Raw genomic sequence first — 12,436 nt, 5'->3', positions numbered from 1 at the left:
GCTTGTCTGGGTCGATTTACGCCTTATCTGCTCTGTGACAGGGACTCCATGAAGGGACATCGCACACTCGAAGCGCCAAAGTTGCTCGGCATCACCTGGCCTTTCATCGCCGTCGTGGTCCTTCAGGTGGCGCTGGGCAGCCTCAGCCTTTATACGCTCTCGGCCGTGCGTGCCTATGTCGCGGGCGAAAGCCTGTGGTCCAAGGCGCAGAAAGATGCCATCTACTACCTCAGTCTGTACGGCGAGACGCAGGACGACAGCACCTACCAGCGCTATCGCCAGGCCATTACCGTGCCCCAGGGTGACCATCGTCTGCGCGAGGTGCTCGACCACCCCAGCCCTGATCTGGACGCCGCGCGACAGGCGGTTCTGCAAGGTGGCAACCACCCTGACGATGTCGATCGGATCATCTGGTTCTACCGCAACTTTCGCCATGTCAGCTATATGCAGACAGCCATCGATTACTGGGACATCGGTGACGACTATCTGGCCAAGCTGGATGTACTGGCCGGTGAAATGCGCCAGCGTTTTGCCAATGGCCCGGCGGATCCAGACACTGTCAGCGATTGGAAGGCCCGCATTGTCGCCATCAACGAAGGCGTGACCCCGGCGGCCAAGGCTTTCAGTGATGCCTTGGGCGAAGGCTCGCGCATGTTGCTGCGGGTGCTGCTGATCACCAACCTGCTGACCGCGATGTTCCTGATCGCCATTGCCTGGCGCCGCTCCAGCAAGCTGTTGGCCCAGCGCCAGGCCTTTGCCAGTGCCCTGCAGGAAGAAAAAGAGCGTGCCCAGATTACCCTGCAGGCCATCGGTGATGCGGTAATCACCACCGATGTCGAGGGCAGTATCGGCTATATGAACCCGGCCGCCGAGCAGTTGACCCACTGGCAATCCGGCCAGGCCCAGGGCCTGCCGCTGTCGGCACTGTTCAGCCTGTTGGATGAACACGCCGAGGAGGACGGTCGCAGCTTGGTCGAGCAGGTGCTCAGCGGCAGCCTCAAGGGCGGCTCCGAGCATGCCCGGCTGATCCAGCGCCTGGACGGCAGTACGGTGTCGATCAACCTGGTAGGCTCGCCGATCCTCAATGATGGCCAGGTCAGTGGCATCGTGCTGGTGCTGCACGACATGACCCAGGAACGCCAGTACATCGCCAACCTGTCCTGGCAGGCAACCCACGACGCCCTGACCGGGCTGGCCAACCGCCGCGAGTTCGAATACCGCCTGGAGCAGGCGCTCAACGACCTGGCGCGCCAGGCCGGGCGGCATTCGCTGATGTTCCTCGACCTCGACCAGTTCAAGCTGGTCAACGACACCTGTGGCCACGCTGCCGGCGATGAGTTGCTGCGGCACATCTGCGCGGTGCTGCAATCCGGCCTGCGTGAGGGCGATACGCTGGCGCGGCTGGGCGGCGATGAATTTGGCGTGCTGCTGGAAAACTGCCCGCCCGACCAGGCCGAGCGCATTGGCGAACAACTGCGCCAGATGGTGCAGAGCCTGCACTTCGTATGGAAAGGGCGGCCGTTCGTGACCACGGTCAGTATTGGCCTGGTGCATATGGCCCAGGCCCCCGGTACCCTGGAAGCCTCGCTGCGCGCCGCCGACATGGCCTGCTACATGGCCAAGGAAAAGGGCCGAAACCGTGTGCAGGTGTACCACGCCGACGACAGCGAACTGTCCATGCGTTTTGGCGAAATGGCCTGGATCCAGCGCTTGCATGTGGCCCTGGAAGAAAACCGCTTTTGCCTCTACGCCCAGGAAATCGCCCCGCTCAAAACCTTCGAGGGCCCGGGCCATATCGAAATTCTGTTGCGCCTGCACGACGAAAGCGGCCGCACCATCCTGCCCAGCAGCTTCATCCCGGCGGCCGAGCGCTACGGCCTGATGACCGCGCTGGACCGCTGGGTGGTGCGCAATGTGTTCATGGTCATACGCCAGTGCCTGGAAGAAGGGCGTGAAGGGCCGTTGTCGACCTGTGCCATCAACCTGTCGGGGTCCAGCATTGGCGACGACAAGTTCCTTGAATACCTCCAGCGGTTGTTCGTCGAATACGCCATTCCGCCGCGAATGATCTGCTTTGAAATTACCGAAACCAGCGCCATTGCCAACCTGGGCAGCGCCATTCGCTTCATCAACGAGCTGAAAGGACTGGGTTGCCGTTTCTCGCTCGATGATTTTTGCGCCGGCATGTCCTCGTTCGCCTATCTCAAGCATTTGCCCGTGGACTACCTGAAGATTGACGGCAGTTTCGTCAAGGACATGCTCGACGACCCGGTCAACCGGGCCATGGTCGAGGTCATCAACCATATCGGCCATGTGATGGGTAAGCGCACGATTGCCGAGTTCGTCGAAACACCCTTGATCGAGCAGGCCTTGCAGGAAATAGGCGTGGATTACGCCCAGGGCTACCTGATCGAACGCCCCCAGGTGTTCACCTGTGACAGTCTGCAGCGCCAACGGATCGCCGCCCGGCCTCTGTTGCAGCGAGCACCTGGCACATTTCGCTAGTTGGAAATCACAAGGATCAAGGAGCTGAAAGTGATTGACGCATTCGTTCGTATCGGGCCTTTGATGGACCCCGCCAGTTACCCCCAATGGGCCCAGCAACTGATTGAAGACTGCCGCGAGAGCAAGCGCCGGGTGGTTGAGCATGAGTTTTATGCACGACTACGCGATGGCCAGCTGAAGCAATCGACCATCCGTCAGTACCTGATCGGGGGCTGGCCGGTGGTGGAGCAGTTTTCGTTGTACATGGCGCATAACCTGACCAAGACCCGCTATGGCCGGCATCAGGGCGAGGACATGGCGCGGCGCTGGCTGATGCGCAACATCCGCGTCGAGCTCAACCACGCCGACTACTGGGTGAACTGGTGCCAGGCGCACGGTGTGCACCTGCACGAGTTGCAGGCGCAAGAAGTGCCGCCCGAGCTGAACGGCCTGAACGACTGGTGCTGGCGAGTGTGCGCTACCGAGAACCTGGCTATTTCCATGGCAGCGACCAACTACGCCATCGAAGGCGCGACCGGTGAATGGTCAGCGGTGGTGTGCTCGACCGACACCTATGCGCAGGGGTTCCCTGAAGAAGGGCGCAAGCGGGCGATGAAGTGGCTGAAGATGCATGCCCAGTATGACGATGCGCACCCGTGGGAGGCGCTGGAAATCATCTGTACCCTGGCCGGTGAGAACCCCACCCTGGGGTTGCGGACCGAGCTGCGCAGGGCCATTTGCAAGAGCTACGACTGCATGTTCCTGTTCCTGGAGCGCTGCATGCAGCTGGAAGGGCGCCAGCAAGGCCGTATGCGGCCGGCGTTGGCTGCGGGCTGATCGCTTTCCTGTACCGGCCTCTTCGCGGGCTTGCCCGCTCCCACGGGATCACCGCAACCCTCAAGGACTGCGCCCTACCTGTGGGAGCGGGCAAGCCTGCGAAGAGGCCGATGCAGGTTTATTGGGCGTTGAACGCCTGCCCGTTCACCCCTGTGCTGTCCGGCCCCATCAGGTACAGGTACACCGGCATGATCTCTTCGGGCAGCGGGTTGTTCTGCGGGTTCTCGCCGGGGTAGGCCTGGGCCCGCATCGCCGTGCGCGTGGCGCCTGGGTTGATACTGTTGGCGCGCACCGGCGCCACGCCTTCCAGTTCATCGGCCAGGGTCTGCATCAGGCCTTCGGTGGCGAACTTCGACACACCATAGGCGCCCCAGTAAGCCCGGCCCTTGCGCCCCACGCTGCTGCTGGTGAACACCACCGAAGCGTCTTCCGACAGCTTCAGCAGCGGCAGCAGGGTGCTGGTGAGCATGAAGGTGGCATTGACGTTGATGTGCATCACGCGCATGAAGTTGTCGCCCGACAGCTGTTCCAGCGGCGTGCGCGGGCCGATGATCGACGCATTGTTGAGCAGGCCATCGAGGCGGCCGAACTGGCCTTCGATCATGGCCGCCAGCTCGTCGTACTGGTGTGGCAGGGCGGTTTCCAGGTTGAACGGGATGACCACTGGCTGCGGGTGGCCGGCGGCTTCGATCTGGTCGTAGACCTCGTTCAGGTTGGCCTCGGTCTTGCCCAGCAGCAGCACGGTGGCACCCAGCGCGGCATAGGCCTTGGCAGCCGCGGCACCAATGCCACGGCCGGCACCGGTAACCAGGATGACCCGGCCTTGCAGCAGGTCGGGGCGGGCGGTGTAGTCGAACATGGTTCTGTCCTTCGAGTTCGTGTGGGCGGCCAGGGCCTAATTGTAGGAGCGGGTTCACCCGCGAATGCGCCAGCCCGGACAACACTGGCGCCTGATCGGACGCATTCGCGGGTGAACCCGCTCCTACAAAAGGCGGTGCCCGGTCATCGGTCTGGGTTCAGCACCCGCACAGCGCGCTGTCGATCACTTTGCGCAGTTCCAGCGGGTGGTCCACCACCACGTCGGCACCCCAGTTGTTGGGGTTGTCCTCTGGATGAATATAGCCGTAGCGCACTGCTGCCGTGCGGGTACCTGCGTCGCGGCCAGACTCGATGTCGCGCAGGTCGTCGCCAACGAACAGCACACTGGCCGGGTCCAGGTTCAGGGTCTTGCAGGCCAGGATCAGCGGCTCGGGGTCGGGTTTGCTGTTTTTCACGTGGTCCGGGCAGATCAGCAACGCCGAACGCTCGGCCAGGCCCAGTTGCTGCATGATCGGCTCGGCGAAGCGCACCGGCTTGTTGGTGACGACGCCCCACAGCAGGTTGCCTTTCTCGATGTCGGCCAGCAGCTCGGCCATGCCCTCGAACAGCTTGCTGTGCACCGCGCAGTCGCGCTGGTAACGCTCGAGGAACTCCAGGCGCAGGGCCTCGAAGCCGTCAGCCTCCGGGTCCATGGCGAACGCAGTGGCAACCATGGCGCGGGCGCCACCCGAGATCACGCCACGGATCAGGTTGTCGTCAACGGCCGGCAGCCCGCGTTCGGCGAGCATGGCCTGGCAAATGGCGATGAAGTCCGGCGCCGTGTCCAGCAAGGTGCCGTCCATGTCGAAGAGTACTGCTCGCAAACGCATGCTTATTCCTCGCGCAGGGTCTGGATCATGTAGTTGACGTCGACGTCGCTGTTGAGCTTGTAGTGCTTGGTCAGCGGGTTGTAGGTGAGGCCGATGATGTCCTTCACCTGCAGGCCGGCATCGCGGCTCCAGGCGCCCAGCTCGGACGGGCGGATGAACTTCTTGAAGTCATGGGTGCCGCGCGGCAGCATCTTCAGGATGTACTCGGCGCCGACGATGGCCAGCAGGTAGGCCTTGGGGTTGCGGTTGATGGTGGAGAAGAACACCTGGCCGCCCGGCTTGACCATGCGGTAGCAGGCGCGAATCACCGAAGACGGGTCGGGCACGTGCTCGAGCATTTCCAGGCAGGTGACCACGTCGAACTGTTCAGGCATTTCCTCGGCCAGGGCTTCGGCGGTGATCTGCCGGTATTCCACCTGCACGCCGGACTCCAGCTGGTGCAGCTGAGCCACCGCCAGTGGCGCCTCGCCCATGTCGATACCGGTGACCGTGGCGCCGCGCAGGGCCATGGCTTCGCTGAGGATGCCGCCACCGCAACCCACGTCCAGCACTTTCTTGCCGGCCAGGCTGACGCGCTCGTCGATCCAGTTGACGCGCAGCGGGTTGATTTCGTGCAGCGGCTTGAACTCGCTTTCGCGGTCCCACCAGCGGTGGGCCAGCGCTTCGAACTTGGCGATTTCGGCGCGGTCGACGTTGCTCATTGAACAGTCCTCTGAAACTTCGCAAAATTGCGCCGGAGTATACCCGAGCGCTTGGCCGCGAGGGTCGCTATAATCGCCGGTTTTTGATATCCGAATGACGGGGAGAGGCGATGCGCGAGCGACTTTTGGCGGCGGAGAAGGTGACCGCGATCCGCTGGCAGGGCGGCGCCTTGCACCTGCTCGACCAGCGCCTGCTGCCGTCGGAGGAGCGTTGGCTGGCCTGCGACAATGTTGCGCAGGTGGCCGCAGCCATCCGTGACATGGCAGTGCGCGGCGCCTCGGCGATCGGTATTGCCGCAGCTTACGGCCTGGTACTGGCCCTTGAAGAGCGGCTGGCCGAAGGCGGCGATTGGGAAATGGACCTTGAAGACGACTTTCTCACCCTCGCCGAGGCGCGCCCTACTGCCGCCAACTTGTTCTGGGCGCTGAACCGCATGCGCGAGCGCCTGCAGCGCCTGCGGCCGGAAGAAGACGTTCTGGCAGCGCTGGAGGCCGAAGCGGTGGCCATTCACGACAGCGACCGTGAGGCCAACCTGACCATGGCCCAGCAGGGTATCGAGCTGATCCGTCGCCATCAGGGCAATGCCCAGGCCCTGCTCACCTTCGGCAACGCCGGCGCCCTTGCCAGTGGTGGCTTTGGCACCGCACTGGGGGTGATCCGTGCCGGCTACCTGGAAGGCATGGTCGAGCGGGTTTATGCCGGTGAGACTCGCCCTTGGCTGCAGGGCTCGCGCCTGACCGGCTGGGAGCTGGCCAACGAGGGCATCCCGGTGACCCTTTGTGCCGACTCGGCGCTGGCCCACCTCATGAAGACCAAGGGCATCACCTGGGTGGTGGTGGGGGCGGACTGCATCGCTGCCAATGGCGACATGGCCGGCAAGATCGGCACCTATCAGTTGGCCGTCAGTGCCATGCACCATGGCGTGCGCTTCATGGTCGTGGCGCCGAGCACCAGCATCGACCTGAACCTGGCCACGGGTGAGGATATCCCGCTGGAGGAGCGTGACGCCGACGAGTGGCTGGACTTCGGCGGTACCCGGGTGTCGCCGGGTGTCGAGGTGTTCAACCCGGTGTTCGATGTGACGCCGGCCGACCTGATCGATGTGATCGTGACCGAGCGCGGCATCGTCGAGCGCCCGGATGCTGCCAAGCTGGCTCAGCTGGTTTGCCGCAAGCGCCTGCACTGATTTTGTATCGCCTCACCGGCCTTTTCGCGGGCTTGCCCGCTCCCACAGGGATATCGCATGGCCTTGGGGCTGTGGTGAACCTGTGGGAGCGGGCGAGCCCGCGAAGAGGCCGGTGCAGGCAATACAGAAACCAGGTTTCAAACGCGGCTGAGACCAACTGCCACCTCTCCCCACCGCCCCCGCGTTTGTGATAACATCCGGCAGTTTCCAAGACCGCCCATCACGGCGGCCTTCATTGCGCAGATCCATGGCACAACTCATTGATTTGTCGTAAGTCGTCGCACCCTTATGCGCTGCGGCGGCGAGCTTCGTTCGGCCCTTGATGGAGCTGCGAAGTTTCACCAGAAAAAGGAATCAGGCTTCTCATGGGCGAACTGGCCAAAGAAATCCTCCCGGTCAATATCGAAGACGAACTGAGACAGTCTTACCTCGACTACGCGATGAGCGTGATTGTCGGGCGAGCGCTGCCCGATGCGCGTGACGGCTTGAAGCCCGTGCATCGCCGCGTTCTCTATGCGATGAGCGAACTGGGCAACGACTGGAACAAGCCGTACAAGAAATCCGCCCGTGTGGTCGGTGACGTGATCGGTAAGTACCACCCGCACGGCGACACTGCGGTCTACGACACCATCGTGCGTATGGCCCAGCCGTTCTCGTTGCGCTACCTGCTGGTCGACGGCCAGGGCAACTTCGGTTCGGTGGACGGCGACAACGCTGCCGCCATGCGATACACCGAAGTGCGCATGACCAAACTGGCCCACGAACTGCTGGCGGACCTGCACAAGGAAACCGTCGACTGGGTGCCCAACTACGACGGCACCGAGCAGATCCCGGCGGTCATGCCGACGCGTATTCCCAACCTGCTGGTCAACGGTTCCAGCGGTATTGCCGTGGGCATGGCGACCAACATTCCGCCGCATAACCTCGGCGAGGTCATCGATGGCTGCCTGGCGCTCATCGACAACCCTGAAGTCACCATCGATGAGCTGATGCAGTTCATCCCTGGTCCGGACTTCCCGACTGCCGGCATCATCAACGGTCGCCAGGGCATCATCGAGGCCTATCGCACCGGCCGTGGCCGCATCTACATGCGCGCCCGCTCCGAGATCGAGGACATCGACAAGGTTGGCGGCCGCCAGCAGATCGTGATCACCGAGCTGCCGTACCAGCTGAACAAGGCGCGCCTGATCGAAAAGATCGCCGAGCTGGTCAAAGAGAAGAAGATCGAAGGCATCACCGAGCTGCGCGACGAGTCCGACAAGGACGGCATGCGCATCGTCATCGAGCTGCGTCGCGGCGAGGTGCCGGAGGTGGTGCTCAACAACCTCTACCAGCAAACCCAGCTGCAGAGCGTATTCGGCATCAACGTGGTGGCCCTGGTCGACGGCCGTCCGCGCCTGCTCAACCTCAAGGACCTGCTCGAAGCGTTCGTCCGCCACCGCCGTGAAGTGGTGACCCGCCGTACCGTATTCGAGCTGCGCAAGGCCCGTGAACGTGGCCATATCCTTGAAGGCCAGGCGGTTGCGCTGTCCAACATCGACCCGGTCATTGCCCTGATCAAGGCCTCGCCGACGCCGTCCGAAGCCAAGGAAGCCCTGGTCTCCACGCCGTGGGAATCCAGTGCCGTGCAGGTCATGGTCGAGCGCGCCGGCGCCGATTCCTGCCGCCCTGAGGACCTGCCCGAGCAGTACGGCCTGCATGACGGCAAGTACTTCCTGTCGCCGGAACAGGCCCAGGCCATTCTCGACCTGCGCCTGCACCGCCTGACCGGCCTGGAGCACGAGAAGCTGCTGGCCGAGTACCAGGAGATCCTCGAGCAGATTGGCGAGTTGATCCGCATCCTCAGCAGCGCCGAGCGCCTGATGGAAGTGATTCGCGAGGAGCTGGAGGCCATTCGTGCCGAGTACGGCGATGTGCGCCGCACCGAAATCCTCAATGCCAGCCACGACCTCAACTACGGCGACATGATCCCGGAAGAAGAGCGCGTGGTCACCATCTCCCATGGTGGTTATGCCAAGACCCAGCCATTGTCCGCCTACCAGGCCCAGCGCCGCGGCGGCAAAGGCAAGTCGGCGACCGGCGTGAAGGACGAGGACTACATCGAGCACCTGCTGGTCGCCAACAGCCATGCCACCCTGTTGCTGTTCTCCAGCAAGGGCAAGGTTTACTGGAAGAAGACCTACGAAATCCCCGAAGCGTCCCGCGCTGCCCGCGGTCGTCCGCTGGTCAACCTGCTGCCGCTGGAGGAGGGTGAGCGCATCACCGCCATGCTGCAGATCGACCTCGAAGCACTGCAGCAGAACGCCGACCTCGACGAAGAACTGGACGAGGCTGAAGACACCGTGCTCGAGGGTGAGCTGGTAGAGGCCGAGGAAGTCGACGAAGAAGACGGCGACACCCCGGAGTGGGTTGCAGAGCCGACCGGTGCGTACATCTTCATGGCGACCGCTTCCGGTACCGTCAAGAAGACCCCGCTGGTGCAGTTCGCCCGTCCGCGCTCCAACGGCCTGATCGCCCTGAAGCTGAAGGAAGGGGACACCCTGATTGCCGCGGCCATCACCGATGGCGCCAAGGAAGTCATGATGTTCTCCGACGCTGGCAAGGTCATTCGCTTTGCCGAGAGCGTCGTGCGTGAAATGGGCCGCAACGCCCGTGGTGTGCGCGGCATGAAGCTGGGCAAAGGCCAGCGGATCATTTCGATGCTGATCCCGGAGTCCGGCTCGCAGATCCTCACCGCCTCCGAGCGTGGCTTTGGCAAGCGCACCCCGTTGTCCAAGTTCCCGCGTCGCGGCCGCGGTGGCCAGGGTGTGATCGCCATGGGTACCAAAGGGCGCAACGGCTTGCTGATCGGGGCGATCCAGGTGCAGGAAGGCGAGGAGATCATGCTGATTTCCGACCAGGGCACGCTAGTTCGCACCCGGGTTGGCGAGGTGTCCAGCCTCAGCCGCAACACCCAGGGCGTTACGCTGATCAAGCTGGCGGCCGATGAGACACTGGTGGGCCTGGAGCGTATCCAGGAGCCGTCCGAGGACGAACTCGATGCAGTGATCGAGACGGACGAGGAGGGTGTCGAGGCTGTAGCGCCAGACAATGAAAATGAAGAAGCTGCAGGTGCCGACGAGGCCCCGCAAGAGTAAGCAAGCGTAAACCCGAGCGGGGCGACCAAGGTCGCCCCGTTTGACTGATAACAGCTGGCAAAGCCCGGCCTTGTGGGAGCGGGCATGCCCGCGAAGCAGACACTGCGGTAGATGGCACCGGCTTTGCCGGTGTTCGCGGGCTCGCCCGCTCCCGCAGGGTCGCTGCTAACCCATGTGATAGTTTTTGTTCTATTTGGCAGAGCGAGAGTGGATGTGAGCAAACGAGCCTTTAACTTCTGCGCAGGCCCTGCCGCGCTTCCTGACGCTGTCCTGCAGCGCGCACAGGCCGAGATGCTGGACTGGCGTGGCAAGGGGTTGTCGGTGATGGAAATGAGCCATCGCAGCGACGATTACGTGGCCATCGCCGAAAAGGCCGAGCAGGACCTGCGTGACCTGCTGTCCGTCCCCTCCAACTACAAGGTGCTGTTCCTGCAAGGGGGCGCCAGCCAGCAGTTCGCTGAAATCCCGCTGAACCTGCTGCCGGAAAACGGCACGGCCGACTACATCGAAACCGGTATCTGGTCGAAAAAGGCCATCGAGGAAGCGCGCCGTTTCGGCAACGTCAACGTCGCCGCCACTGCCAAGCCTTACGACTACCTGGCCATCCCCGGCCAGAACGAGTGGAACCTGACCAAAAACGCAGCCTACGTGCACTATGCGTCCAACGAGACCATCGGTGGCCTGCAGTTTGACTGGGTGCCGCAAACCGGTGACGTGCCGCTGGTGGTCGATATGTCGTCCGACATCCTCTCGCGCCCGATCGATGTGTCGCAGTTCGGCCTGATCTACGCCGGCGCGCAGAAGAATATCGGCCCAAGCGGCCTGGTGGTGGTGATCGTGCGCGAAGACCTGTTGGGCCATGCCCGCAGCAGCTGCCCGACCATGCTCGACTACAAGGTTTCGGCTGACAACGGCTCGATGTACAACACCCCGGCCACCTACTCCTGGTACCTCTCGGGCCTGGTCTTCGAGTGGCTGAAAGAGCAGGGCGGTGTCGAGGCCATGGAGCAGCGCAACCGTGCCAAGAAAGACCGCCTTTACGGCTTCATCGACCGCAGCGAGTTCTACACCAACCCGATCAGCGTCAACGCCCGTTCGTGGATGAACGTGCCGTTCCGCCTGGCTGACGAGCGCCTGGACAAGGCCTTCCTCGCTGGCGCCGACGCGCGTGGCCTGCTCAACCTCAAGGGCCACCGTTCGGTTGGCGGCATGCGCGCCTCCATCTACAACGCCCTGGGCCTGGAAGCGGTAGAAGCGCTGGTAGGCTACATGGCTGAATTCGAGAAGGAGCATGGCTGACATGTCCGAACAGGAGCTCAAGGCGCTGCGCGTGCGCATCGACAGCCTCGACGAGAAAATCCTCGAGCTGATCAGTGACCGCGCCCGCTGCGCCGAAGAAGTGGCCCGGGTCAAGACGGCCTCGCTGAAAGAAGGCGAGAAGCCGGTGTTCTACCGTCCCGAGCGTGAAGCTGCGGTGCTCAAGCGCGTGATGGAACGCAACAAGGGCCCGCTGGGCAACGAAGAGATGGCGCGGCTGTTCCGCGAAATCATGTCGTCGTGCCTGGCCCTGGAAGAGCCGCTGAAAATCGCCTACCTCGGCCCTGAAGGCACCTTCACCCAGGCGGCGGCCATGAAGCACTTTGGCCACGCGGTGATCAGTCGGCCGATGGCGGCCATCGACGAAGTGTTCCGTGAAGTGGCGGCCGGTGCCGTCAACTTCGGTGTGGTGCCGGTGGAAAACTCCACTGAAGGTGCGGTCAGCCACACCCTGGACAGCTTCCTCGAGCATGACATGGTGATTTGCGGTGAGGTCGAGCTGCGTATCCACCACCACCTGCTGGTGGGCGAGAACACCAAGACCGACAGCATCACCCGCATCTACTCCCACGCCCAGTCGCTGGCCCAGTGCCGAAAGTGGCTGGACGCGCACTACCCGAACGTGGAGCGCGTGGCCGTATCGAGCAATGCCGAAGCGGCCAAGCGGGTCAAGGGTGAGTGGAACTCGGCGGCGATCGCCGGCGATATGGCGGCCAACCTGTACGGCTTGACCCGTCTGGCCGAGAAGATCGAAGACCGCCCGGACAACTCCACGCGCTTCCTGATGATCGGTAACCAGGAAGTACCGCCGACCGGCGACGACAAGACCTCGATCATTGTTTCGATGAGCAACAAGCCAGGTGCGTTGCATGAGTTGCTGGTGCCGTTCTATCAGAACGGCATCGACCTGACCCGTATCGAGACCCGCCCGTCGCGCAGCGGCAAGTGGACCTACGTGTTCTTCATCGACTTCGTCGGCCACCACCGCGACCCGCTGATCAAGGCGGTGCTCGAGCAGATCAGCCAGGAGGCTGTGGCGCTGAAGGTGCTGGGCTCTTATCCGAAGGCGGTGCTTTGATTCAGGG

Annotated in this window: 9 protein-coding genes; 6 read left to right on the top strand and 3 right to left on the bottom strand. The window is 63.1% G+C overall.

The features are described 5' to 3' along the window. Nucleotides 1-48: 48 nt before the first annotated feature. Both AC3RCM_RS20885 and AC3RCM_RS20880 read left to right on the top strand, forming a co-directional pair. Nucleotides 49-2,505: an EAL domain-containing protein gene (locus AC3RCM_RS20885; RefSeq protein ID WP_492629123.1), complete on the top strand. Its 2,457-nt coding sequence runs from the start codon at nucleotides 49-51 to the stop codon at nucleotides 2,503-2,505. A 30-nt stretch (nucleotides 2,506-2,535) separates the two neighbouring features. Further along, entirely contained in the window at nucleotides 2,536-3,321 is a 786-nt protein-coding gene (locus AC3RCM_RS20880; protein ID WP_010952802.1) for an iron-containing redox enzyme family protein, read from the top strand. Nucleotides 3,322-3,439: 118 nt separating this feature from the next. Here the strand turns inward: AC3RCM_RS20880 and AC3RCM_RS20875 are convergent, their stop codons facing one another. The 3 genes from AC3RCM_RS20875 to ubiG form a co-directional block, all read right to left on the bottom strand. After that, nucleotides 3,440-4,180, bottom strand: coding sequence for a YciK family oxidoreductase (locus AC3RCM_RS20875; RefSeq protein ID WP_003252656.1), 741 nt, complete (start codon nucleotides 4,178-4,180; stop codon nucleotides 3,440-3,442). Between the two features lie 157 nt (nucleotides 4,181-4,337). Next, a complete protein-coding gene (gene mupP / locus AC3RCM_RS20870) occupies nucleotides 4,338-5,009 on the bottom strand; it encodes an N-acetylmuramic acid 6-phosphate phosphatase MupP (protein WP_010952803.1) in 672 nt (223 codons plus the stop codon). 2 nt (nucleotides 5,010-5,011) lie between these two features. Beyond that, nucleotides 5,012-5,710 (bottom strand): bifunctional 2-polyprenyl-6-hydroxyphenol methylase/3-demethylubiquinol 3-O-methyltransferase UbiG, encoded by a 699-nt coding sequence (ubiG, locus tag AC3RCM_RS20865; protein WP_003252662.1) that lies wholly within the window; start codon nucleotides 5,708-5,710, stop codon nucleotides 5,012-5,014. A gap of 110 nt (nucleotides 5,711-5,820) precedes the next feature. Here ubiG and mtnA point away from each other — a divergent pair, with 110 nt between their 5' ends. From mtnA to pheA, 4 genes are all read left to right on the top strand, one after another. Beyond that, nucleotides 5,821-6,897, top strand: a complete 1,077-nt coding sequence (gene mtnA, locus AC3RCM_RS20860; RefSeq protein WP_020192573.1) for an S-methyl-5-thioribose-1-phosphate isomerase — start codon at nucleotides 5,821-5,823, stop codon at nucleotides 6,895-6,897. Nucleotides 6,898-7,262: 365 nt separating this feature from the next. Further along, nucleotides 7,263-10,034 (top strand): DNA gyrase subunit A, encoded by a 2,772-nt coding sequence (gyrA, locus tag AC3RCM_RS20855; RefSeq protein ID WP_064492639.1) that lies wholly within the window; start codon nucleotides 7,263-7,265, stop codon nucleotides 10,032-10,034. Between the two features lie 213 nt (nucleotides 10,035-10,247). Continuing rightward, nucleotides 10,248-11,333 (top strand): 3-phosphoserine/phosphohydroxythreonine transaminase, encoded by a 1,086-nt coding sequence (serC, locus tag AC3RCM_RS20850; protein ID WP_010952806.1) that lies wholly within the window; start codon nucleotides 10,248-10,250, stop codon nucleotides 11,331-11,333. Between the two features lies 1 nt (nucleotide 11,334). Then, nucleotides 11,335-12,429 (top strand): prephenate dehydratase, encoded by a 1,095-nt coding sequence (gene pheA / locus AC3RCM_RS20845; RefSeq protein ID WP_003252669.1) that lies wholly within the window; start codon nucleotides 11,335-11,337, stop codon nucleotides 12,427-12,429. Nucleotides 12,430-12,436: the final 7 nt, after the last annotated feature.

This window comes from Pseudomonas sp. GW823-FHT05G12 (assembly GCF_058795575.1).
This window is presented reverse-complemented; position numbering and strand designations above follow the sequence as displayed.